The sequence below is a fragment of the Streptomyces spiralis genome, from assembly GCF_014654675.1.
Lineage (GTDB): Bacteria > Actinomycetota > Actinomycetes > Streptomycetales > Streptomycetaceae > Streptomyces > Streptomyces spiralis.
Genome location: NZ_BNBC01000002.1, coordinates 368567 through 392473, shown reverse-complemented (window position 1 = coordinate 392473; position 23907 = coordinate 368567). Strand labels below are relative to the sequence as shown.

Here is a 23907-nt window from a genome sequence, read left to right as displayed (position 1 = left end):
TTTTCGATACGCGAATGTATCCGATACAGCGCTGTATCAAACAGGGGTCGACCGCCCGCCTTCGGACCAGCCAATAGGAACAGATTTTCGATTACGTTGTACGCTGGAGCCATGACCGGGCACCACCTCCAGGGCTCCCTCTTCGACCAGGCCGACGATCTCCGGCTCGGCCCGCTCGACGGACTGCGCCGCACCGATCTCGGCCGCGGCGCCTGGATCGACCTGCTGCCCGGGTGGCTCGAAGGCGCCGACGACCTCTTCGAACAGCTCGCCGCCGAGGTGCCCTGGCGCGCGGAGCGCCGCACGATGTACGACAACGTCGTGGCCGTACCCCGTCTGCTCGCCTTCTACGGCGCGGACGATCCGCTCCCCCACCCGGTGCTCACCGAGGCCCGCGACGCCCTCTCCGGGCACTACGGCCACGAGCTGGGCGAGCCGTTCACCACGGCCGGGCTCTGCTACTACCGCGACGGCCGGGACAGCGTCGCCTGGCACGGCGACCGGATCGGGCGCGGCGCGCGCGAGGACACGATGGTCGCGATCCTCTCCGTCGGCGCGCCCCGGGACCTGCTGCTGCGTCCTGCGGGAGGCGGCGGCGCCACCGTCCGGCGCCCGCTCGGCCACGGCGACCTGATCGTCATGGGCGGCTCCTGCCAGCGCACCTGGGAGCACTGCGTGCCCAAGAGCACCCGGGCCACGGAACCCCGCATCAGCATCCAGTTCCGCCCGGCGGGGGTGCGCTGAGAGGTGCTGAGGCCGGCCCACGGCAGGACGACCAGCCCGTGTCAGATCCGGCCGCCGCGGCCGCGCGACCTTCCGACGAGGAACGTGGTCATGGACGCCGGCACCGTACGGCGTGGTGGGCACCCACCGAGAGCTCGTCACCGCCGACCCCTTGTACGCGGCACTGGCCGTCACCCAGTTCCTCGCCACCGCCGACTGAGGCTCGGCACTCCCCGCCGTGCCGAGTCCCCGTCCGGTCTGGTTTGCTGTCCCCGTCGGGCAGCCAACAGAGGATGTCGGGGAGATCGATGCGGGCGGACGTGCAGCAGGTCGCCGACGGCACCTATCTGGTGCACGGCAGCAACACCAACTGGGTGATCCTCACCGAGGGCGACGCGGTCACACTGATCGACACCGGCTACCCCGGCGACCGGGAGCAGCTCCTCGACTCGCTCGCCGCGGTGGGCAGTTCACCGCAGGCGGTGGCCGCCGTGCTGATCACGCACGCGCACAACGACCACCTGGGCTCCGCCGAGTTCCTGCGCGCCACCTACGGCACCCCCGTCCAGCTGCACGAGGCCGAAGTGCCGCACGCCCGGCGGGACTTCCTGCACCAGGTGACCGTCGGCACGGTGCTGCGCAACGGCTGGCGGCCGGGCGTGCTGCCGTGGGCGGTGCACTCGCTCCGCGTCGGCGGCACCGCGCATCTGCCGGTGGCCGCGCCGGAGCCGTTCCCGGCGGCGGGCGCGCTGGACCTGCCGGGGCGGCCCGTGCCCGTGCACACACCGGGCCACACCCGCGGCCACACCTCCTTCCACCTGCCGGACGCGGGCGTGCTGATCTCCGGCGACGCCCTGGTGAGCGGCCACCCCACCTCCCGGATCCGGGGCCCGCAGCTGCTGCCCGACATGTTCCACCACGAACGCGCCCGGGCACTGGCCTCGCTGGACATCCTCGAGGACCTCCCCGCGGACGTGCTGCTGCCCGGCCACGGGCCCGTGCACCGCGGACCGGTCGGGCAGGCCGCGCGGCGGGCACGGGAACACGCGCTCTAAGCTCTCCGCCATGGCCTTGCAGATCAGCGCCACCAACCCGGAGCATCCCGCGCTCCTGCTCGAACTGCCGTGGGACACACCACTCGAGGAGTGGCCCGAGGAGTACCTCGTGCCGCTGCCGCGCGGCATCTCCCGGCACGTGGTGCGCTACGCCCGGGCCGGCGACGAGGTGATCGCCGTCAAGGAGCTGGCCGAACGGCCCGCCCTGCGCGAGTACGAGCTGCTGCGCGACCTGGACCGGCTGTCCATCCCCGCGGTGGACCCGCTCGCCGTGGTCACCGGCCGCACCGACCGGGCGGGCGCCTCGCTGGAGCCGGTGCTGGTCACCCGGCACCTGGGCGGCTCGATGCCGTACCGGTCGATGTTCGAGACGACGCTGCGCCCGGCCACCATGCACCGGCTGATGGACGCCCTGGCCGTGCTGCTGGTGCGGCTGCACCTGGCCGGTTTCGCCTGGGGCGACTGCTCGCTGTCCAACACGCTCTTCCGGCGCGACGCGGGCGCGTACGCCGCCTATCTCGTCGACGCCGAGACCGGCGAGCTGCACCCGCGGCTGAGCACCGGGCAGCGGGAGTACGACGTGGATCTCGCCCGGGTGAACATCAGCGGCGAGCTGCTCGATCTGGAGGCCTCCGGCGCGCTGCACCCCTCGGTGGACCCGGTGGAGTTCGGCACGGAGATCTGCGACCGCTACCGCGGGCTGTGGGAGGAGCTGACCCGCACCTCGGTCTACCCGGCGGGCAAGTACCACTACATCGAGCGCCGGATACGACGGCTCAACGACCTCGGTTTCGACGTCGCCGAGATGCAGATCGAGCACGCCTCGAACGGCTCCACGGTCACCTTCGTGCCCAAGGTCGTCGACGCCGGCCACCACCAGCGGCAGCTGCTGCGCCTGACCGGCCTGGACACCGAGGAGAACCAGGCCCGGCGGCTGCTGACCGACCTGGAGAGCTGGATGGCCACCCAGGACGACTACGCCCCGGGCGACCCCCTGGCGGCCCGCCCGGAGGTGCTGGCGCACCGCTGGGTGCGGGAGGTGTTCCGGCCCACCGTGCGGGCGGTGCCGCGCGAGCTGCGCGCCACCATGGACCCGGCCGAGCTGTACCACCAGCTGCTGGAGCACCGCTGGTACCTGTCCGAGCGGGCCCAGCACGACATCGGCCTGGACACGGCCGTCGCCGACTACGTCAGGAACATCCTGCCGAAGGCGCGCGCGACGCTGGAGCCGGCGCCGCCGGAGTGAGGGCTCAGGCGGGCGGGACGACCGCGACCGGGCAGTCTGCGTGGTGCAGCACGCCGTGCGCGACGGAGCCGATCCGCGCGCCGACCGCGGTCCGGCGGGCGCGGCGGCCCACGACCACCAGCTGGGCGCGTCCGGCCACGGACAGCAGCACCTGCCCCGCGCTGCCCATCTCCACCTGCTCGACGACGGGGACGTCCGGGAAGCGCTCCCGCCACGGCCGCAGCGCGTCGGCCAGCCCCTTCGCCTCGTACGGTTCCAGGCCGCCGGCCTCGTCGAGCAGCTTCAGCGAGCCGGGGCTGTAGCCGAACACCGGCGGCAGGGTCCAGGCACGTACCGCGCGGACGGTGGCGCCCCGCGCGACGGCCGTCTCGAAGGCGAACCGCAGGGCCTCGGCGCTGTCCTCGGGGGTGCCGTGCTGGCCGACCACGACCTCCCGTCCGGCGGCCTCGGCGGCGGGTTCGTCCCCCGCGCGCACCAGGACGACGGGCCGTACGGCCTCGGCGATCACCTGCCGGCCCACGGATCCGAGGAGGAACCCGATCAGGGCGCCGCGTCCGCGCGAGCCGAGCACGAGCATCTCGGCGTCCGCCGCCGCGGCGGCCAGTGCCCGGGCGGCGCTGTCCTCCACGACGTCCGTGGTCACCTTGAGGTCCGGGTGGCGCTCGGTGAGGTCGCGGAGCGCCTCGGCCGCGGCGTCGCGCACCAACTGCTGCTGCGCGTCCCGGTCCCCCAGGTCGAAGGCGTCGTGCACCTCGAAACGCCAGGCGTGCACCACCCGCAGCGGCAGCCGGCGGCGCTCGGCCTCCCGGCCCGCCCACGCCAGCGCGGCGAGGCTCTCCTCCGAACCGTCCACCCCTGCCGTGATCGGCCGCGTCATGCCGCCCACCTTCCTGTGTCGGTGCCAGTCCGTGAGCCCCAGTCTTCCCCACTGCGCGCACACCATCCCGCGGCGGGCCGACGGCCGTCCCCCCGCCGTCTCCCTCATACCCGAGCGAAGCGGGACGATCGAACATACGATGGGCGGGAGTCGGCGCGGTGACGCACCCGGAGCCACACCGTGCCGCCGATCCGACCGCCCGGGGTGGGAGACACATGGCACAGGCCGCGGAGGCTGCGCGGACCGTCATCATGACCGTTGACGACGATCCGGGGGTCTCCCGTGCCGTCGCCCGTGACCTCAGGCGGCGCTACGGCGAGTCGTACCGGATCGTGCGCGCGGAGTCCGGCGAGTCCGCGCTCGACGCGCTGCGCGAACTGAAACTGCGCGGCGACCTCGTCGCGGTGATCCTCGCCGACTACCGCATGCCGCGGATGAACGGCATCGAGTTCCTGGAACAGGCCCTGGACGTGTACCCGGGGGCGCGCCGGGTGCTGCTGACCGCCTACGCCGACACCAACGCGGCGATCGACGCGATCAACGTGGTCGACCTGGACCACTACCTGCTCAAGCCGTGGGATCCGCCCGAGGAGAAGCTGTACCCGGTCCTGGACGACCTGCTCCGGGCGTGGCGCACCAGCGACCACCGGCCCGTGCCCAGCACGAAGGTGGTCGGGCACCGCTGGTCGGCGCGGTCGTCGGAGGTCAGGGAGTTCCTGGCGCGCAACCAGGTGCCCTACCGCTGGTACTCCTCCGACGAGCCCGAGGGGCAGCGGCTGCTGAGGGCGGCCGGGCAGGACGGACGGCGGCTGCCGCTGGTGGTCACCCCGGACGGCACGCCGCTGGTGGAGCCGGAGGCGCCCGAGCTCGCGGCCCGGGTGGGACTGGCCACGACACCGGCGGCCGACTTCTACGACCTCGTCGTGATCGGCGGCGGCCCGGCCGGGCTCGGCGCGGCGGTGTACGGGGCGTCGGAGGGGCTGCGCACGGTGCTGGTGGAGCGGTCGGCGACCGGCGGGCAGGCCGGGCAGAGCTCCCGGATCGAGAACTACCTGGGTTTCCCCGACGGTGTCTCCGGTGCCCAGCTCACCGGCCGGGCGCGGCGGCAGGCCGCCCGGTTCGGCGCCGAGATCCTGACCGCGCGAGAGGTGACCGGACTCGAGGTCAACGGCGCCGCCCGGATCGTCCGGTTCGCCGACGGGTCGGCGATCGCCGCGCACAGCGTGATCCTGGCGACCGGGGTGCAGTACCGGCAGCTGGACGCCCAGGGCTGCACGGATCTCACCGGCTGCGGCGTGTTCTACGGCTCGGCGCTGACGGAGGCGGCCTCCTGCCAGGGGCAGGACGTGTACATCGTCGGCGGCGCCAACTCGGCGGGGCAGGCCGCGATGTACCTGTCCCGGAGCGCGAAGTCGGTGACGCTGCTGGTGCGGGGTCCCGACCTGGCGGCGTCGATGTCGTACTACCTGATCCAGCAGATCGACGAGGCGCCGAACATCTCCGTGCGCAGCCACACGGTCGTGGACGCGGCCCATGGCTCGGAGCATCTGGAGCGGCTGACGCTGCGGCACACGGTGACCGGGGACACCCACCAGGTCGACGCCCAGTGGATGTTCGTGTTCATCGGCGCCGCCCCGCTGACCGACTGGCTCGGCGACGCCGTGCTGCGCGACGAGCGCGGTTTCATCCTGGCCGGGCCTGACCTGACCGCCGACGGGCGACCGCCGGCGGGCTGGGAGCTGGACCGGCCGCCGTACCACCTGGAGACCAACGTGCCCGGTGTGTTCGTGGCGGGCGACGCGCGGGCGGAGTCCGCCAAGCGTGTCGCGTCCGCCGTCGGGGAGGGAGCCATGGCCGTGATGCTGGTCCACCGCTACCTGGAGCAGTCATGAGCGGGCAGCCGGTGCCGTGCAGCCCCAGGGAGATCGGTTCGCTGTTCCTGTTCGAGAAGCTGTCGCCGGAGCAGCTCGGCCGGCTGTGCGCCGCGGGACGGGTGGAGCGGTTCGAGCCCGGCCCGGTCTACACCGAGGGCGAGCCGGCCACCTGCTTCTTCGTGATGATCGAGGGCACGGTGGTGCTCTCCCGCCGGATCGGCGGCGACGACGTGGAGGTCACCCGGACCTCGCAGCCCGGGGTGTACGCGGGCGCCACGCAGGCGTACGTCGGCGACCGGGTGCGCCAGGTGTACAAGAACTCGATGCGCGTCACGGAGCCGACGCGGTTCTTCGTGCTGCCCGCGGACACGTTCGCGAGCGTCATGCGGGAGTGGTTCCCGATGGCGGTGCATCTGCTGGAGGGGCTCTTCTTCGGGTACAAGAGCAGCCAGGCGGTGACCGAGCAGCACGAGCGGCTGCTGGCGCTCGGCTCGCTGTCCGCCGGTCTCACGCACGAGCTCAACAACCCCGCGGCGGCGGCCGTGCGGGCCACGGAGACGCTGCGGGAGCGGGTGGCCAAGATGCGGCGCAAGCTCGCCGTGATCAGCGAAGGCCCTTTCTCCCGCGAGCAGTTGGCGAATCTCATCGACATCCAGGAGCGCACCGCCGAGCGGGTCGCCAAGGCGCCGTCGCTCAGCCCCCTGGAGGCCTCCGACCGGGAGGACGCCCTCACCGACTGGCTGGAGGACCACGGCATCGGCCAGGCCTGGCAGCTCGCGCCCACCTTCGTGCAGGCCGGGCTCGACGTCGACTGGCTGGAGGAGGTCGCGGTGGCGGTCGACGAGGAGATCCTGCCGGGCGCCGTGGGGTGGCTCAACTACACGGTGGAGACCGAGCTGCTGATGGACGAGATCGCGGACTCCACCACCCGCATCTCCCACCTGGTGGACGCCGCCAAGCAGTACTCCCAGCTGGACCGCGCCCCCTACCAGGTCGCCGACGTGCACGAACTCCTCGACAGCACCCTGCTGATGCTGTCCGCGAAGATCGGCCCGCACATCGAGGTGGTCAAGGACTACGACCGTACGCTGCCGAGGATCCCCGCGTATCCGGCCGAGCTCAACCAGGTGTGGACCAACCTGATCGACAACGCGGTCTCCGCCGTCAAGGATGTGGGCGGTGAGGGCACGTTGACGGTGCGGACGGCGCGCGACGGCGACCGGCTCCTGGTCGAGTTCCGGGACACCGGGCCCGGTATCCCGCCGGAGATCCGCGGGCGCATCTTCGATCCGTTCTTCACCACGAAACCGGTCGGTGAGGGCACCGGGCTGGGGCTGGACATCTCCTGGCGGATCGTGGTCAACAAGCACCACGGCACCCTGCGGGTGGAGTCGGTGCCGGGCGACACGCGTTTCCAGGTGCTGTTGCCGCTGACCGCCGCCGACGACGACACATCATCGAGTCTGATCCCCGAGGAGCCGGCATGAGCAGCGACAGCGGAATCGACCCCGGCGTGGCGCCGAGCGGCAGCGGCTGCGCGGAGTGCGACGCGGCCGGCGGCTGGTGGTTCCATCTGCGGCGCTGCGCCGCCTGCGGCCACATCGGCTGCTGCGACGACTCGCCCGCCCGGCACGCCACCGCCCACTACCGGGCCACCGGTCATCCGGTGATCCGCAGCTACGAGCCGGGCGAGGGCTGGTTCTGGAACTACGCCACGCAGGAGCTGTACGACTCAGGACCCGAACTCGCTCCCCCGCAGGCCCATCCCGTCGACCAGCCGGTGCCGGGCCCGGCCGGACGCGTCCCGGCGAACTGGGCGGACACGCTCCGCTGAGCCGCACGGGGGGATGCCCCGCCGAGAAGCGGGGCCTCCCCTCGCAGGTCCGGCCCTCGCGCGACTGGTCGCGCCCCGGAGCGGAACATTTGTCGATCTGAATTTGTCATGGACACGCAAAGCGCGCACGAGTCGTTCCGCACAGTCCATGAGGGCCCTTTGCCCATCCGCCCCACTCGGTGATCGGCGGATGCCCAACTGTGTGTCGCCTGTGGAGATGTGACGCGGTGCGAGAAGGTTGCGCTGGCCAAATGTGATCGATCTCGTACGAACCAGGCATGGACACAGACGGAAGGACACGCATGGGCCCACGAACGATGTGCAGGGGCGCGGTGCTCGGATCGCTGGTGCTGGGCCTCCTCGCGGGCCCGGCGTACGCGGTGGACCGCGGGCGGCCGGACACCGGGCCGAACGCCCCCGCGCCCACCGCACCGGCGGCCCCCGACCTGGCGGCGCTCAGCGGCCTGCTGCGCACCGCGCTCTCGCACGGCGCGCCCGGCGCGATGGCGCGGATCGACGACCACCGCACGTCCTGGGACGACCACGCCACGGTCCACAAGGCCGTCGAGGGAGTCGCCGACCGGGGCTCCGGGGAGGCGATGGACACCGCCGACCGGTTCCGCATCGGCAGCGTCACCAAGACCTTCTCCGCGGTCGTGCTGCTGCAACTGGCGGCCGAGGGCAGGCTCGACCTGGACACGTCCGTCGACCACTACCTCCCGGGACTGCTGCCGGACGACCGGATCACGGTGCGGCACCTGCTCAGCCATCGCAGCGGGCTGTACGACTACACCAACGACCTTTTCGAGCGGACCGTCTCCGGCTTCGAGGCGGTGCGCACCAAGGTCTTCACCTACCGCGAACTGGTGGCCAAGTCGCTGGAACACCCGCTCACCCACGCGCCCGGAGCCGCCTACGACTACTCCAACACCAACTTCGTGGTCGCCGGCCTGCTCATCGAGAAGCTGACCGGCCACCCGGTGCGCACCGAGTACGAGAACCGGATCATCAAGCCCCTGAAGCTGGCCGACACCGTCTACGTCCACCCCGACACGAAGATCCCCGGCAGACACGCGCGCGGCTACCTCACCCCGGACGACGCGAAGGCCGCCCTGGTGGACGCCACCGACCAGACGATGTCCTGGGCCCAGAGCGCCGGCGCCCTCATCTCCTCCACCCGCGACCTGAACACCTTCTTCTCGGCGCTGCTGGGCGGAGCGCTGCTGCCCACCAGACAGTTGGACGAGATGGAGCGGTGGGTCCCCGCGGGCACCGGCCAGGCCTACGGGCTCGGACTGCGCCGCCGCGACCTGTCCTGCGGGGTCTCGGTGTACGGGCACACCGGCACCGTCCAGGGCTACTACTCCTACGCGTTCACCAGCAAGGACGGCCTGCGCAGCCTCACCGCGGTCGCCAACACCTCCAACAACGACGCGGTGTACGGGACGATGCTGGGCACGCTGGAGTCGGCCTTCTGCGGCAAGCTCGCGAAGACACCGGGCACGGCAGGGTGATCTTGGCGGAACGCTCCCTTCCGGGCCAGGATGCCCGCATGAAGGGTGATCTCTTTTCCAGCGAGCACATGGTGGGCCCCGCGATCGCGCCGGGCATGTCCGTCGAGAACGCCAAGTGCATCCGGTACACGGTGAACGGCGAGATGCTCGCCCGGCAGGGCGCGATGGTGGCCTACCGGGGCAGTCTGCAATTCGAACGCAAGGGGCAGGGCGTGGGCGGCATGCTCAAGCGCGCGGTCACCGGAGAGGGGCTGCCGCTGATGGCGGTGCGCGGACAGGGCGAGGCCTGGTTCGCGCACGAGGCCCAGAACTGCTTCATCGTCGAGGTCGACCCGGGTGACGAGTTCACCGTCAACGGCCGCAACGTGCTCTGCTTCGACGCCTCGCTGTCGTACCAGATCAAGACGGTGAAGGGGTCCGGCATCGCGGGCGGCGGGCTGTTCAACAGCGTCTTCACCGGGCAGGGCCGGCTGGGCCTGGTGTGCGAGGGCAATCCGCTCGTCATACCCGTCACGCCCGAGCAGCCGGTGTACGTCGACACGGACGCCGTCGTCGGCTGGACCGCCCGGCTCCAGACGTCCCTGCACCGCTCGCAGTCCATCGGCTCGATGCTGCGCGGCGGCTCCGGCGAGGCCGTACAGCTGATGCTCCAGGGCCAGGGACACGTCGTCGTCCGCCCGAGCGAGGCGACCCCGCAGAAACCCCAGCAGCACTGACCGACCCGGGCGGGACATGGCCCTCTAGCCGGCCCGGCGAACGTGTTGACCTGCGGTGCCTCGTGGGGTGAGGGTCGAGGCGGTGCGGACCCTCACCCCGCGCCGGAAGGGTGAACTGCCTTGATCGGCATCTCGCAGATCGAAACCGCGGCCGAGCGGATCGCCGGACACGTCGTGCGAACCCCCACCGTGCCGAGCCCCGGCCTGTCCGAGCTGCTCGGCGTCCCGGTGACCGCGAAGCTGGAGCTGCTGCAGCGCACCGGCTCGTTCAAGGCGCGCGGCGCGACGGCGAAGCTGCTGGCGCTCAGCGAGGCGGAACGGGCCGCGGGCGTGGTCGCGGTCAGCGGCGGCAACCACGGCATCGCGCTGGCGGTGATGGCCGCCGCCCTCGACGTGAAGGCCACCGTGGTCATGCCCAGGACGGCGCCGGCCCGGTCCGTCGAGATCGCGGAGGCGGCCGGGGCGTCGGTGCGGCTGACCGACGGCATGGCCGAGGCGTTCGCGACGGCGACACGCCTGCGCGACGAGGGACTCACCCTCGTCCACCCCTTCGACGACCCGGTGGTGGTCGCCGGGCAGGGCACCGTCGGCCTTGAGCTGGCCCAGGACGCCGACGACCTCACCGATGTGCTCGTCAGCGTCGGAGGCGGCGGACTGATCGCCGGCATCGCCGTCGCTCTGAGCGCGCTGCGCCCCGGAGTGCGGGTCTGGGGTGTGGAGACCGAGGGGGCCGAGGCCATGTCGGCGGCGCTGAAGGCCGGTGGTCCCGTGCCGGTGACGGTGTCCTCGATCAGCACCACGCTGAGCGCCCCGGCGGTGTCGCAGCTGACGTACGACCATGTCTCCGCCCTGGTGGAGGAGGTGCTCGTGGTCCCGGACCGGGATGCCGTCCAGGGGTGTCTCGACCTCGCCGAGCACGCCAAGGTGTGGACGGAGCCCGCCGCGGGCTGTCTGCTGCCGGCGGCCCGGCTGGTGCGCGAGCGGGTCGGCGACGGCGCCCGGCTCGGCCTGGTGGTCTGCGGTGGCAACGCGACCACGGCCGACATCGTCTCCTGGGCGGAGCGGTTCGGGCTGCGGTGAACTCCCGTCCGCGCGGGAGACTTTGACCGAAAGACAGGAATCGTGCGAGGCCGTGGTCCCTTTGAACGGACCCCGTCCCGGCCCCCGTACCACTGGGAAAGGTGAGAGCCGGGGGTACGACGAGGGATGACCATGGCCGAGGCACAGCCGTCCGCACACGAGTTGGTCGCCGGACGGTACCGGCTGCTTCAGGTCGTCCACCGCGGAACCAACCACGTCTGCTGGTACGGCGAGGACGTCACCGCGGAGCGCCCCCGGCTGCTGACGCGGATCGGGCTGCCGGAGGGCACCGACGCGGAGACCGCCCGCCGCATCACCGCCCGCGTGATGCGCACCTCCGAGAGGATGGTGCTGCTGCGGCCGGGCCGGGTCCCCGCGGTCGTCGACGCCGTCGCGCAGTCCGGCGCGCTGTGGACGGTCACCGAGTGGATCGACGGCACTCCCCTGGACGAACTCCTCGTGGAACAGGGCCCGTTCACCTACGTGCGGGCGGCCCGGATCGGCCTGGAGGTCCTCGACGTACTGGAGGCCGCCCACGCGGAGGGCTTCACCCACGGGGAACTCGGCCCCGGGCAGGTGTTCGTGCGGGACCGGGGCGGGGTCGTGGTGACGGGTTTCGGTCTCGCGGGCGCCACCCTGGCCCCGCGGATCACCGCACCGTCGTACGCCTCCCCGGAACAGGCCCGTGACGAGCGCATCGGGCCGGCCGCCGACCTGTGGGCGCTCGGCGCGCTGCTGTACAGCATGGTCGAGGGGCGCCCGCCGTACCGCGACCGGGGCCGGCCCGAGGCCACGCTGAGGGGCGTGGACCGGCTCCCGCTGCGCACCCCGCTGCGGGCCGGGCCGCTCACCCGGGCCGTGCAGGGGCTGCTGCGCAAGGACTCCCGGGAGCGGCTCACCCGTCCCGTGGTCCGCGAGGCGCTCACCCGGGTCCTGAACGAGGATCCCGACACCGTCGTGGCGGAGGTCCCCCGCCCCCGGCTGCGCGGCGCGTACACGGTGGCCTGGCGGGCGGGCCGGGCCTGGGGCAGCCGGGCCGTGGTCACCGGCACCGCCCTCGCCGTCGTCACCGTCGCCGTCGCCGTGCTGGCCGTCACCCACCACCTCCCCGGCGCCGGGGGCGGAGGCTCCACGGCCGCGTCCGGGACCTCCGGGCCGCCGCCCGCCACCGCGCCCGGCGGCCCGGCCGAGGGCTCCACCCCGCCACGCGCCACCGTGTCCCCGTCGGCCACGGCGGCCGTCCCGCCGTCCGGCTTCCGCGTCTACCACGCCCCCGAGGGCTTCTCGGTCGCCCTGCCCAGCGGGTGGCAGCGGCTGAGCACCACCCGCGCGCCCGACCGGGCGTACCGCGTGGTCTTCGGGGCGGCCGGCGACACCCGGACCCTCGCGGTCACGCACAGTGAGGACGTCGGCCCCGACCCGGTCACGGTGTGGCGGGACGACGTCGAGCCCGGCCTGGAGCGGCAGCAGGGCTACCGGCGGATCGGCGGCATCCGGTCGACGACCTACCAGGGGCGCCGGGCCGCCGACATGGAGTGGCTGTCCGGGACCCCGGACCGGCGCGTGCACACCTTCGGCCGCGGTGTCCTCCTGGGCGGCCGGCGCGGCTTCTCGCTGCGCTGGACGACGCCCGCCGACGCCTACGGCACGTCCGCGAACCGGCGGGCACTCGAGGTGCTCCTCAGCAGCTTCCGGCCCGCCACCGGCTGACGCCTCCGGCTGATTTCCCACCCAGCCCCAGCGGATCTCCCGTTTTCGCGCAGGTGAGCCGGGGACTCGGCCGTCATGGTGCAAATCGGATACACGATGATGACCGAGCAGGCCGGTCCGCGGGAGCTGGTCGAGCATGTGGTGCGCGCCGAGGAGGTGGGCTTCGACTTCTCGGTGATCTCGGACCACTACTTCCCGTGGCTGCGCGCGCAGGGTCACTCGCCGTACGCGTGGAGCGTCCTCGGGGCGGCCGCGCAGGCCACCTCGCGCATCCCGCTGATGACGTACGTGACGTGTCCGACCTTCCGCTACCACCCGGCGATCGTGGCGCAGAAGGCGGCGACGGTGCAGCTGCTGTCGCAGGGCAGGTTCCGGCTGGGCCTGGGCTCCGGCGAGAACCTCAACGAGCATGTGGTGGGCGGTGGCTGGCCGTCCGTCGACATACGTCACGAGCGGCTCGAGGAGGCCGTCGAGATCATCCGCGCGCTGTTCGCGGGCGGCCATGTCACCCGGCACGGCGCGCACTTCGACGTGGAGTCGGCCCGGCTGTGGGACGTGCCGGACACCCCGCCGCCCATCGGCGTCGCCGTCTCCGGCGAGCAGTCCTGCAGGATCGCCGGCCACCTCGCCGACCTGGTCATCGCCACCGAGCCGAAGGCCGGCCTGCTCCAGGCCTTCGACCGGCACGGCGGCGAGGGCAAGCCGCGGGTGGGCCAGCTTCCGGTGTGCTACGACACCGACCGGGACGCGGCGGTCAAGCGCGCGCACGCGCAGTTCCGCTGGTTCGGCGGCGGCTGGAAGGTCAACTCCGAGCTGCCGCACCCGGACTCGTTCGAGTCTGCCACCCAGTTCGTCACCCCGGACGACGTCGCCGAGTCGATCCCGTGCGGCGAGGACCCGGAGGCGTTCGTCGCGGCCGTACGCCCCTACGTCGACGCCGGGTTCACGGAGGTGGCGCTGGTGCAGATCGGCGGCGAGGAGCAGGAGCCGTTCCTGGACTGGTCGGCGAAGACCCTGCTGCCCGCGCTGCGCGACGCCTTCGGCTGAGCGCACCGCGGGCACCCCTTCATCGGGAGGTGTACCGGCGCCGGGCCCACAGCGGCAGCACGAACCAGCACAGCAGGTACCAGGCGACGACGAGAACGACCAGCCAGGACACGAGACCGCCGTGCGTCGCCACCCGGAGGATCAGCAGCAGCGCGGCGGTCATCGTGGCGAGCAGCAGGACCAGTCCGACGAACGTCATCCGGGACGCCCACCGCACCGCCTGGGGTTTCACCCGGCGTCCGGAGACGAGGCGGTGCAGGGAGACCGGCCCGATGAGCGCGCCGGTCGCGGAGGCACCGAGGAAGACCGTGACGATGTAGATGACCTGGTTGGTGTGGGTCAGCGAGTCGTACTTGGGCTGGAACACCACGGTGAGCAGGAAGCCGAAGAGGATCTGCACACCGGTCTGGGCCACCCGCACCTCCTGGATGAGCTCCCCCCACATGCGGTCGGCCCGCTCGTCCTCGGTCTCGTCACGCCCCCGGCGTTTCGCCGCGCCGCCTTCCGTCGCCGTCACGTCGCCTCCCGCCTCCCGCGGCCTTCTTCCCGGACGATCCCCGGACTTCCCTGTCCTCACGGGTGCCCCGGGAAGCGGGAATCCTGCCCCCTACGCGTGGGCGGGACTCACCAGCGACCCTCCACCTGGTCCTTGATCCGGCGCTCGTACAGGTCCCGGATCGCCGCCAGGGTCTCGTCGGTCAGCGCAGGCAGCTTGCCCGCGGCCGCGTTGGCGCGGGCCTGCTCCGGGGAGCGGGCGCCGGGGATGACGGTGGTGACGCCGGGCTGCTGGATGATCCAGCGCAGCGCCAGCTGGGCCGGGGTGTATCCCTCGGGGGCGAGGGCGGCGAACTCGGCGGCGGCCTGGACGCCCGTCGCGTAGTCCACGCCGGAGAAGGTCTCACCCTGGTCGAAGGCCTCGCCGTGCCGGTTGTAGGTGCGGTGGTCGTTGGCGGGGAACACCGTGTCCTTGGTGTACTTGCCCGACAGCAGCCCGGAGGCGAGCGGCACGCGGGCGATGATGCCGACGCCCGCCTCGCGCGCGGCCGGGAGCACCTCGCGCAGGGGCTTCATCCGGAACGGGTTGAGGATGATCTGCACGCTCGCCACGTTCGGCCGGGCGATCGCGGTCAGGGCCTCGGCGCAGGTCTCGACGCTGACGCCGTACGCGGCGATCCGCTCCTCCTCGACGAGGGTGTCCAGCGCGTCGAACACGGCGTCGGTGGAGTACACGGGGGTCGGCGGGCAGTGCAGCTGCACCAGGTCGATGCGGTCGACGCCGAGGTTGCGGCGCGAACGGTCGTTCCAGGCGCGGAAGTTGTCCAGGACGTAGTTCTCCGGGATCTGCTCGACGCGCCGGCCCATCTTGGTGGCGACCAGCACGTGCTGGTCCGGCCGGGAGCCGAGGAAGGTGGCGATGGTCGACTCGCTGCGCCCGTCGCCGTAGACGTCGGCCGTGTCGAAGAAGGTCACGCCCGACTCGGCGGCGGCCTCCAGCACGGCGAGCGCTTCCTTGTCGTCGACGTCGCCCCAGTCGGCGCCCAGTTGCCAGGTGCCGAGTCCGATGACCGAGGCGTGCTGCTGCGACCTGCCGAATTCACGTTCGTCCATGCGGTCAGTCTGGCACCCGTGGCGGGCACCCGCGGCACCGGCCACCCGGCCGCCCCTGTCCCCTCACCCGGGCAGGGGCTAGGGGGTGTCTCGTCGATCAGGGCGGATCAGGGTGCGGTGCCAGGCGCCGCGAGCCCGGCATGATCGGCGAGACACCCCCTGGGGGGTGTCAGGCCCCCTGCCCGGCGGCCGCCGTGCGGCACTCCGGGTGGCCCCAGCCCTGGTCGTTCTTGGCGATGGACTCGCCGGCCGCGTAGGACCTGCCGCACACGCACCGGCCGGGGAACTTCGCCTTGATCGTGCGGGAGGAGGAGCCCGCGGCACCGCCGCGCGCTCGCGTCGTCCCGGTTCCGTTCCTGGTCCCGTTCGTGCGGCGACGCGGCCCGGCGGACGCCGGGGCGGAAGGCGTGGCCGGCGGCTCGGGGGAGCCGAGCGCGCTGCCCGCGGGCTGCTGCGCGGTCGCGGCCTGGCTGGCGGCACGGTCGGCGAAGTCGTTCAGGGGGTCGCCGTCGACCTGGTGGGCGGGTACGTAACGGAAGTCGACGGCACGGCCGTCGAGCAGCTCGTCGATCCGCACGACCAGCTCCTGGTTGGCGACCGGCTTTCCGGCGGCGGTCTTCCAGCCGTTGCGCTTCCAGCCGGGCAGCCAGGTGGTGACGGCCTTCATCGCGTACTGCGAGTCCATCCGGACCTCGAGCGGCACGGCCGGGTCGGTCGCGGTGAGCAGCCGCTCCAGCGCGGTGAGCTCGGCGACGTTGTTGGTCGCGGTGCCGAGGGGGCCCGCCTCCCAGCGGGCCGCGGTCTCGGCGTCCTCGGAGACCACCCACGCCCAGCCCGCGGGTCCCGGATTCCCCTTCGAGGCCCCGTCGCACGCGGCCACCACTCGTTCACGCATGCCCCAGATCATGCCACGCCCACCCACAGCCCCCCGCAACGCCCGAGAGCCCCCCTGCGGCAGGAGCGGTCCGGGGCCGGGGCACGCCCCTACGGGATCTCCTTGGACCCGGGCTTCTCTCCCTGGGTCGTGGTGGCGTCGATCACGGTGAAGTGCGCGCCCTGGGGGTCGGTGAGGGACGCGAACCGGCCGAAGGGGCTGTCCATCGGTCCGAAGCGGAGGACGCCGCCGTGCTCGGTGGCGGCGGCCACCGCGGTGTCGCAGTCGGGGACCATGAAGTACACGTTGACGTACGACGGCACCTCGGGCGGGAAGTCGTCCGTCATCTTCATGCGGCCGAGCACCGCTTCGCCGCCGACGTGGAACTCGCGGAAGTCGATCGCGTCGTCCTGGAGCTGCTTCGCCGTGTACCCGAAGACCGAGGTGAGGAAGGGGTCCGTCCGCTCGGGCTCGCGGGTGACGAGTTCGGCCCAGCAGTAGGCGCCCGGCACCCCGGTCGCCTCGAAACCCTCGTGGGCGTCGGCCTGCCACACCCCGAACACGGCACCGCTGGGCTCGCGGGCCAGGCACATGGTGCCGAAGTCGCCGACCCGCATCGGCTCCATCAGGACCTCGCCGCCCTGCTCGCCGATCCTGCGAGCGGTGGCTGCCGCGTCGGGCGAGGCCAGGTACAGGCACCACTGCGACTGGCCCTCCTGCCCGGGCATCGGCGGCACCACCGCGGCCACCGCCTTGCCGTCCGCGTAGGCCTGTGTGTAGCGGCCGTACTCCGAGGACGACTCGCCGAAGGTCCAGCCGAGGACCTCGCCGTAGAAGATCTTGGCAGCCTCGAGGTCGGTGAACATCGCGTCGGCCCAGCAGGGGGTTCCCTCAGGTCGTACCGCCATGGCCGGGGTCCTCTCCCGTTCGCTGACTCGGTGGTTCCCCGTTTCTCACGCTAGCCACCCGCTGAGCGGGTCGCGCGCCGAGGCCGGCGCCACCACTGCCGTCGCGGGTGTCCGCCGTCACGGGCGTCCGGCCGGACGTCCGACGGCCGGGTGGCCGGCCCACTCCCCCGGTCGGGTGGGCCGGCCGCACGGCCGCCCGCTACTCGCCCGCGTGGGCCTTCTTCAGGGCGGCGATGTCGAGCTTGCCCATCGCGAGCATCGCCCGGGTGGCGCGGGCCGCCTTCTCCGAGTCGGGGTCCGAGACCATGTCGATCAGCCCGTCCGGGATGACCTGCCACGACACGCCGTACTTGTCCTTGACCCAGCCACACGGGCCGGGCTCTCCGCCGTTCTCCGTGAGCCGGGCCCAGTAGTGGTCGACCTCCTCCTGGTCCGCGCAGAAGATCTGGAAGGAGATCGCCTCGCTGAACCTGAACTCCGGGCCGCCGTTCAGCGCGACGAACCTCTGGCCGTTGGCCGTGAACTCGACGGTGATCACGGAGCCGGCCGGCCCCGGCCCCGCCTCGGTGTAGCGGGCGATCCGGTCGATGCTGGAGTTCTTGAAGACCGAGACGTAGTACTCGGCGGCCTCCTCGGCCCGGCCGTCGAACCAGAGACAGGTGGTGAATCCTTCGGTGGCCACGGGTTCCTCCTGGGTGTGGGGCACGGTCATCTGTATCGACCGGTCCCGGCGGCGGAACTCATCGCTCGCACGGAAATCGACGCCAAAGAAGTGGCGAAGAAATCCGGATGGCCCCCCGGCCTGCCCGAACTAACATCCCGGCCATGACGACGCCACCGCCGCCCACCGACGGCATCCGTCCCTTCCGGCTCGCGATCCCGCAGAGCGACCTCGACGACCTGCACGACCGCCTCGACCGCGCCCGCCTGCCGGAGCAGCCGCCCGGCACCGGATGGGACCACGGCGTGCCCGTCGACTACCTGCGCGACCTCGTGCGGCACTGGCGGCACGGCTACGACTGGCGGGCGGCCGAGGCGCGGCTGAACGAGTGGCCCCAGTTCACGACCACCATCGACGGCGCCAACGTCCACTTCGCGCACATCCGCTCCCCCGAGCCCGACGCCACCCCGCTGATCATCACCCATGGCTGGCCGGGGTCGATCGTGGAGTTCCGCGACGTCGTGGGACCGCTCACCGACCCGGCCGCGCACGGCGGCGATCCCGCCGACGCGTTCCACGTCGTGGTACCGAGCATCCCGGGCTTCGGACTTTCCGGACCGACCACCGACCGGGGCTGGGAGGCGGGCCGGGTCGCGGACGCGTGGGCCGAGCTGATGCGGCGGCTCGGCTACGAGCGGTTCGGCGCCCAGGGCGGCGACTGGGGCGCGGCGATCTCCCGGGAGCTGGGCCGCGCCCACCCGGACCGGGTGATCGGCGTCCACCTCAACCTGCTGCCGGGGGCACAGCAGACCGCCGAGCCGACCGACGCGGAGCTGGCCGCGCTCGGCCCCGAGGAACGGGCGCGCACGCTGACCTCGTGGCGCCGCTGGGAGGCGTGGCAGCGGGAGGGCGCGGGGTACGCGATCCTGAACTCGACCCGCCCGCAGACCCTGGCGTACGCGCTCACCGACTCGCCCGTCGGTCAACTCGCCTGGATCGTCGAGAAGTTCCGCGAGTGGACCGACTCCGAGGAGCTGCCCGAGGAGGCCGTCGACCGGGACCTGCTGCTCACCGACGTGATGCTGTACTGGCTGACCGGGACCGCCGGTTCCGCCGCCCGGATCTACTACGAGCGGGCCCACGCCGGTTCGGGACGGGCCGCCGCGCCGGCGGAGCCGTCGACCGCGCCGACCGCGCTCGCCGTCTTCCCGGCCGAGATCCAGGTGCCGCTACGGCACAAGGCGGAGCGCACGGAGAACCTGGTGCGGTGGACCGAGTTCGACCGGGGCGGGCACTTCGCGGCGATGGAGGAGCCCGACCTGCTGGTCGGGGACGTACGGGCGTTCTTCCGCCAGCTGCGCGCGAAGGGCTGAGTCCGCGGCCCGGGGCCGCCTCGGCGGGCTCCCCGGGGGCTCCTCCGGGGCGCTCTGCCCGTGGCGAATCTGCCACGGGCAGAGAAACGGCTTCGGCCGCCTCTCCGCGGCCGACAGTGGAGTCGACGGCATTCACGCCACGACGAGGAGACCCGATGACTCCACTGACCACCGCGTCGCAGCCACGTGCGGAGGAGGGCGACACACCGCCCAGCCGCTTCGACGACCATCTGGCGGCCCAACTGCTCACCCAGCGGATCGTGTTCCTGGGCACCCAGGTCGACGAGGTGTCGGCGAACCGGGTGTGCGCGCAGTTGCTGCTGCTGTCGGCCGAGGACCCGCGCACCGACATCAGCCTGTACATCAACAGCCCCGGCGGTTCCGTCACCGCGGGCCTGGCCATCTACGACACGATGCGGCTCATCCCGAACGACGTCTCGACGCTGGCGATGGGATTCGCGGCGAGCATGGGCCAGTTCCTGCTGACCGTGGGGACCCACGGCAAGCGGTTCGCGCTGCCGCACGCGCGGATCATGATGCACCAGCCGTCGGCCGGGATCGGCGGCACCACCGCGGACATCGAGATCCAGGCGGAGAACCTGGAGCACACCAAGCGGACCATCGAGCGGCTCACCGCCGAGCACACCGGTCAGAGCGAGGAGACGATCGCACGGGACGGCGACCGGGACCGCTGGTTCACCGCCGAGCAGGCCAGGGAGTACGGGATGGTGGACCGGGTGGTGGAGTCGCTGGCCGACGTCCGCCCGGCCACGTCGCGCCGACGGATGGGGTTGTGACATGGGGTCGTACACGGTTCCGTACGTGATCGAGCGGACCGCGCAGGGCGAGCGGTCGTACGACGTGTTCAGCCGGCTGCTGAACGAGCGAATCATCTTTCTCGGCACCGAGATCGACGACGGCGTCGCCAACGTCGTCATCGCGCAACTCCTCCATCTGGAGTCGGCGAACCCGGAGCACGAGATCTCGCTCTACCTCAACTCGCCGGGCGGCTCGTTCACTTCGCTCATGGCCATCTACGACGCGATGACGTTCGTGCAGTCGCCGATCTCCACGTTCTGCGTGGGGCAGGCGGCCTCCACGGCGGCGGTGCTGCTGGCCGGCGGGGACCCCGGGCGGCGGTTCGTGCTGGAGCACGCGCGGGTGCTGCTGGGGCAGCCGGCCAGCGGTGGCCGGCAGGGCACGGTCTCCGATCTCACGCTCCAGGCCAAGGAGATGGTCCGGATCCGCTCCCAGGTCGAGGAGGTGCTCTCCCGGCACACCGGACACGCCGCCGAGGCCCTGCGCGCCGACATGGACCGCGAGAAGGTCTTCACCGCCCACGAGGCGGTGGCCTACGGCCTGGCCGACGAGGTGCTGAGCCGACGCCTGACCCCGGTGCCCTGAGACACGCCCCCGCCGGCCCCACCCCACCCCGCCCTCGCTGAGCGACGGTCAGGAGCAGTTCGACGCCGATGACTCCTCCGTCGAGGACGGGGTCGGTGGCGGTGATCAGGGGCAGGCGGTGTGACCGGTGCGGTGGCACCGTCATACTTGGCGCATGCATCACATCGGGGGGTACGCCGTCGAGCGCAGGCTCGGCGAAGGCGGGATGGGCACGGTCTTCCTGGCGCGCACGCGCGGCGGACGCGCTGTCGCGCTGAAAGTCGCCAAGCCGGAACTGGCCGTGGACCCCGTCTTCCGTGAGCGCTTCCGCGCGGAGGTGGCAGCGGCACGCACGGTGGGCGGGTTCCACACGGCACCTGTGGTCGACGCCGACGTCGACGGCAACCCGCCGTGGCTGGCGACGGCTTACATCCCGGGCCCGACGCTCGCCGAGCAACTGGCCGCGAACGGGCCCATGAGCGAGCCGCACCTGCGCGCGCTCGCCGCGGCCCTCGCCGAGGCGCTGGCCTCGATCCATGCCTGCGGGCTCGTCCACCGCGATCTCAAGCCGGGCAACATCATCATGGCCGCCGACGGCCCTCGCGTGCTCGACTTCGGCATCGCCCGAGCGCTGGAGTCGTCACGGCTGACCGCGACCGGCACGGCCTTCGGCACCCCGGGCTACCTCTCCCCCGAGCAGGCCCTGGGCCAGGACGTGACCGGGGCCAGCGACGTGTTCGCGCTCGGCGCCGTGCTGGTCGCCGCCGCCGGGGGCAGCGCGTGGGGAGAGGGCACGTCCATGGCCCTGATGTACCGCTCGGTCCATGAACCCCCGGACCTGTCCGAGGTTCCCGCCGGTCTGCGCGAGGCGGTGGCGGCCTGCCTGCACAAGGATCCGAGCGCCCGTCCGACACCCGGTGCGCTGCTGGACCTGGTGACAGGACCCCCGCACAGCACACCCGCGGCCTACACACCGACGCTCGCGGTCCCACCACCCGCGTTCCCCCCGCCGGCCTCGGCACCGACGCAGCCGGCGACCCCACCACGCTTCCCGCCCGCGGCCATGGCCCCGCCCCCGGAGCATCAGCAGCCCCTCGTCATCGGGGACCGGTCGGCGAGCATCACCGCGGACACCACCGGGGTCACCCTGCAAGTGGACACGGTCGAGGCGGACTTCGACTGGCCGGAGATCTCCGCGGTCATCTGCACGCCCGGCCGACGAGGACGCTTCACCGTCACCGTCCGGCTGCACGACGGCATGTCCTACCCGTGCGAACTCGACGCCCGGCGCGCGGACCAGCGCGACGCATGGATCGGTCGACTCCGCGACCTGGTCGGCCGGCACCTCGGACGCTGACATCCGCGGGGCCGTGCCTCGGCCAGGGGCATGCCCGTCGACGACAGGCCCGTCGGCCGTCGGCCGGCGGGCACCGTCACCGGGTCGTCAGGCGGCCAGGCACAGGCCGTCGATGCGGGAGGTCGACGTTCGACGGCTGGGCGCCGCGGTGCGGCTGGTGAGGCGGAGCAGTTCGCCCTGGGCCAGTGACAGCAGGTCGGCCAGGCCGAGGCCGAGGGCCTGGGCCGCGGCCGCGAGGACCTCCGAGCTGGCCTCCTTGCGGCCGCGCTCGATCTCCGAGAGATACGGCATGGAGATGCGGGCCGCGTCGGCGACGTGCTTGAGCGTGCGCTCCTGGGCGAGCCGCTCACGGCGCAGCACGTCGCCGACGAGGTCGCGCCACAGGGGTTCGCGAGGAGCCGCCGGCCGGCGGGTGTTCGCCGGGCGCACGGCCGGAGGACGCAGCGGGATGACGCGGGCTGGGTTCGGCGCTTGGTTGCTCACCACCTCAGACTATGAGTCAGGGACGTCCGTGGAAGGGGGCGGCATTCCGCCCTGGGTGAATCACCGGCACGGAAGGCACGCAAAGGGGCGAAAGGGCGGGGCGCATGGGTTGCGCTGCCCTGGGTACCCGCCCTTCACCGAACCGTGACTTTTCGTGGGAGGGGCAATGGACACCGCCGTGATCCGGTCCGAGGCAGCGGTCGAGGAGACCCCGGAGAACCGGACGGGCGGCACACCGCTCCCGGCGGTCGCGGATCCCCGGTCCGTCGCACCCCGCGACGCACGCGAGCTGTCCCGCCTCTTCTTCCGTCGCCTGGCCGAGCTCGAAGAGGGCACGCACGAACACCAGTACGCGCGTAACGCCCTCATCGAGATGAACATGTCGCTGGTGCGTTTCGCGGCCGGCCGGTTCCGGGGCCGCGGCGACGAGATGGAGGACGTCGTCCAGACCGGGATGATCGGCCTGATCAAGGCCATCGACCGGTTCGAGCTGTCGCGCGAGGTGGAGTTCACGTCGTTCGCGCTGCCCTACATCGTCGGCGAGATCAAGCGGTTCTTCCGGGACACGACCTGGTCGGTGCATGTGCCGCGGCGACTTCAGGAGCTGCGCGTGGAGCTGGCCAAGGCACGCGAGGAGCTCTGCAGCCGTCTGGACCGCGAGCCGACCGTCGCAGAGCTCGCGACGCTGATGAACCTCACCGAGAAACAAGTGATCGAGGGCCAGATCGCGTCCAACGGCTACCACTCCGCCTCGCTGGACGCGGCGCTCACCGGTGACGGTTCCGAGGACGGCGAAGCGGTGCTCGCCGACTTCCTCGGCGTGGAGGAGGACGGGATCAGGCTCGTCGAGGACTTCCACTCGCTGGCCCCGCTGGTGGCCGAACTCGGCGAGAGAGACCGGCAGATCATCCACCTGCGGTTCGTGGAGGAGGCCACCCAGGCGGAGATCGGCGAACGGCTCGGCTGCTCGCAGATGCACGTCTCCCGGCTGATCAAGCGGATCCTCACGCAACTGCGGGAGGGCATGCTGGGCGAGCCCTGCTGAACTCTCCGGCGCGGGCTCAGTCGGGTCCGAGGTGGACCAGGGCCCGGACCCGCTTGCCCACCGGGACGCGTTCCGCGGTCACCTCGGCCGCCAGCGCGTGCACGATCTCCAGGCCGTGCCGGCCGATGCGCCGGGGGTCGCGGGGGAAGCGCAGCGGCAGGGCGGCGCTGCTGTCGTAGACGCACACGCTCACGGCGGCGTCCGTCCCCTCCAACTCCAGGATGTACGGCCCGTCGCTGTGCCGGTCGGCGTTGGTGACCAGCTCGCTCACCACCAGGAGCAGGGCCTCTCCGGAGCGGCGGCCGATCACGGCGCACCACTCGGTCCTGAGCTGGTCGATGAAGTGCGCGGCGAAGGAACGCGCGTCGGCGATGCAACCGGGTTCACCGGTGTAGTGCGTGGCCCGCCGAAGCGGTTCCACGGGTACGTCGTATCCAGCGGGTATCACTGCCCCGTCCGACTGCTCGATCATGCGTTTCTCTCTTGAGGCCGGTCCGACCGGACGCTGCTGCACCTGTCCTGATACCCACGGCGCCGCC

At 72.3% G+C, this 23907-nt stretch carries 24 protein-coding genes; 16 read left to right on the top strand and 8 right to left on the bottom strand.

Going from position 1 to position 23907, the window contains the following annotated elements:
* The first annotated feature begins 111 nt into the window (after positions 1–111).
* From IE318_RS04155 to IE318_RS04145, 3 genes are all read left to right on the top strand, one after another.
* Entirely contained in the window at positions 112–744 is a 633-nt protein-coding gene (locus IE318_RS04155) for an alpha-ketoglutarate-dependent dioxygenase AlkB (protein ID WP_189896380.1), read from the top strand.
* A 287-nt stretch (positions 745–1031) separates the two neighbouring features.
* The gene (locus IE318_RS04150) at positions 1032–1778 is read left to right on the top strand and encodes an MBL fold metallo-hydrolase (RefSeq protein WP_189896376.1); all 747 of its coding nucleotides are present in this window, start codon (positions 1032–1034) and stop codon (positions 1776–1778) included.
* A 10-nt stretch (positions 1779–1788) separates the two neighbouring features.
* Positions 1789–3024: a DUF4032 domain-containing protein gene (locus IE318_RS04145; protein ID WP_189896374.1), complete on the top strand. Its 1236-nt coding sequence runs from the start codon at positions 1789–1791 to the stop codon at positions 3022–3024.
* A gap of 4 nt (positions 3025–3028) precedes the next feature.
* On the opposite strand, the gene IE318_RS04140 is transcribed toward IE318_RS04145, so the two are convergent.
* Positions 3029–3901, bottom strand: coding sequence for a universal stress protein (locus IE318_RS04140; RefSeq protein WP_189896372.1), 873 nt, complete (start codon positions 3899–3901; stop codon positions 3029–3031).
* Between the two features lie 215 nt (positions 3902–4116).
* Between IE318_RS04140 and IE318_RS04135 the strand changes: the two genes are divergently transcribed.
* The 8 genes from IE318_RS04135 (at position 4117) to IE318_RS04100 (ending at position 13676) form a co-directional block, all read left to right on the top strand.
* Complete coding sequence (locus tag IE318_RS04135; protein WP_189896370.1) at positions 4117–5793, top strand: NAD(P)/FAD-dependent oxidoreductase; 1677 nt, start codon at positions 4117–4119, stop codon at positions 5791–5793.
* Complete coding sequence (locus IE318_RS04130) at positions 5790–7262, top strand: ATP-binding protein (protein WP_189896368.1); 1473 nt, start codon at positions 5790–5792, stop codon at positions 7260–7262. The genes IE318_RS04135 and IE318_RS04130 overlap by 4 nt, the downstream gene beginning before the upstream one ends.
* Positions 7259–7609: a UBP-type zinc finger domain-containing protein gene (locus tag IE318_RS04125; protein ID WP_030181192.1), complete on the top strand. Its 351-nt coding sequence runs from the start codon at positions 7259–7261 to the stop codon at positions 7607–7609. Before IE318_RS04130 ends, IE318_RS04125 begins: the two co-directional genes overlap by 4 nt.
* Before the next feature lie 317 nt (positions 7610–7926).
* Positions 7927–9123, top strand: a complete 1197-nt coding sequence (locus IE318_RS04120) for a serine hydrolase domain-containing protein (protein ID WP_189896461.1) — start codon at positions 7927–7929, stop codon at positions 9121–9123.
* 38 nt (positions 9124–9161) lie between these two features.
* Entirely contained in the window at positions 9162–9839 is a 678-nt protein-coding gene (locus IE318_RS04115; RefSeq protein WP_030181186.1) for an AIM24 family protein, read from the top strand.
* A 120-nt stretch (positions 9840–9959) separates the two neighbouring features.
* Positions 9960–10919: a threonine/serine dehydratase family protein gene (locus IE318_RS04110; protein WP_189896366.1), complete on the top strand. Its 960-nt coding sequence runs from the start codon at positions 9960–9962 to the stop codon at positions 10917–10919.
* A 126-nt stretch (positions 10920–11045) separates the two neighbouring features.
* Positions 11046–12629, top strand: coding sequence for a serine/threonine protein kinase (locus IE318_RS04105; protein WP_189896364.1), 1584 nt, complete (start codon positions 11046–11048; stop codon positions 12627–12629).
* Positions 12630–12704: 75 nt separating this feature from the next.
* Positions 12705–13676 (top strand): LLM class F420-dependent oxidoreductase, encoded by a 972-nt coding sequence (locus IE318_RS04100; protein ID WP_189896361.1) that lies wholly within the window; start codon positions 12705–12707, stop codon positions 13674–13676.
* A 19-nt stretch (positions 13677–13695) separates the two neighbouring features.
* Here the strand turns inward: IE318_RS04100 and IE318_RS04095 are convergent, their stop codons facing one another.
* The 5 genes from IE318_RS04095 to IE318_RS04075 form a co-directional block, all read right to left on the bottom strand.
* Positions 13696–14121: a DUF6328 family protein gene (locus IE318_RS04095; RefSeq protein WP_229903326.1), complete on the bottom strand. Its 426-nt coding sequence runs from the start codon at positions 14119–14121 to the stop codon at positions 13696–13698.
* A 179-nt stretch (positions 14122–14300) separates the two neighbouring features.
* Positions 14301–15284 carry an aldo/keto reductase gene (locus IE318_RS04090; RefSeq protein WP_189896359.1) on the bottom strand — a complete coding sequence of 328 codons (984 nt, stop codon included), beginning with the start codon at positions 15282–15284 and terminating at the stop codon, positions 14301–14303.
* A 169-nt stretch (positions 15285–15453) separates the two neighbouring features.
* Positions 15454–16191, bottom strand: coding sequence for a ribonuclease H family protein (locus tag IE318_RS04085; RefSeq protein WP_189896357.1), 738 nt, complete (start codon positions 16189–16191; stop codon positions 15454–15456).
* A gap of 77 nt (positions 16192–16268) precedes the next feature.
* Positions 16269–17066 (bottom strand): VOC family protein, encoded by a 798-nt coding sequence (locus tag IE318_RS04080; protein ID WP_189896355.1) that lies wholly within the window; start codon positions 17064–17066, stop codon positions 16269–16271.
* 199 nt (positions 17067–17265) lie between these two features.
* Complete coding sequence (locus IE318_RS04075; RefSeq protein ID WP_189896352.1) at positions 17266–17748, bottom strand: VOC family protein; 483 nt, start codon at positions 17746–17748, stop codon at positions 17266–17268.
* A gap of 143 nt (positions 17749–17891) precedes the next feature.
* Between IE318_RS04075 and IE318_RS04070 the strand changes: the two genes are divergently transcribed.
* From IE318_RS04070 to IE318_RS04055, 4 genes are all read left to right on the top strand, one after another.
* The gene (locus tag IE318_RS04070) at positions 17892–19100 is read left to right on the top strand and encodes an epoxide hydrolase family protein (RefSeq protein WP_189896350.1); all 1209 of its coding nucleotides are present in this window, start codon (positions 17892–17894) and stop codon (positions 19098–19100) included.
* A 155-nt stretch (positions 19101–19255) separates the two neighbouring features.
* Complete coding sequence (locus tag IE318_RS04065; RefSeq protein WP_030166240.1) at positions 19256–19897, top strand: ClpP family protease; 642 nt, start codon at positions 19256–19258, stop codon at positions 19895–19897.
* A 1-nt stretch (position 19898) separates the two neighbouring features.
* Entirely contained in the window at positions 19899–20504 is a 606-nt protein-coding gene (locus IE318_RS04060; protein ID WP_189896348.1) for a ClpP family protease, read from the top strand.
* A gap of 154 nt (positions 20505–20658) precedes the next feature.
* Positions 20659–21840, top strand: a complete 1182-nt coding sequence (locus tag IE318_RS04055; protein ID WP_189896345.1) for a serine/threonine-protein kinase — start codon at positions 20659–20661, stop codon at positions 21838–21840.
* Between the two features lie 87 nt (positions 21841–21927).
* Here the strand turns inward: IE318_RS04055 and IE318_RS04050 are convergent, their stop codons facing one another.
* Positions 21928–22323 (bottom strand): helix-turn-helix domain-containing protein, encoded by a 396-nt coding sequence (locus IE318_RS04050; protein ID WP_189896343.1) that lies wholly within the window; start codon positions 22321–22323, stop codon positions 21928–21930.
* A gap of 166 nt (positions 22324–22489) precedes the next feature.
* Here IE318_RS04050 and IE318_RS04045 point away from each other — a divergent pair, with 166 nt between their 5' ends.
* A complete protein-coding gene (locus tag IE318_RS04045) occupies positions 22490–23368 on the top strand; it encodes an RNA polymerase sigma factor SigF (RefSeq protein ID WP_189896341.1) in 879 nt (292 codons plus the stop codon).
* Between the two features lie 16 nt (positions 23369–23384).
* Here IE318_RS04045 and IE318_RS04040 read toward each other — a convergent pair whose 3' ends face one another.
* Positions 23385–23840, bottom strand: coding sequence for an ATP-binding protein (locus IE318_RS04040; RefSeq protein WP_189896339.1), 456 nt, complete (start codon positions 23838–23840; stop codon positions 23385–23387).
* Positions 23841–23907: the final 67 nt, after the last annotated feature.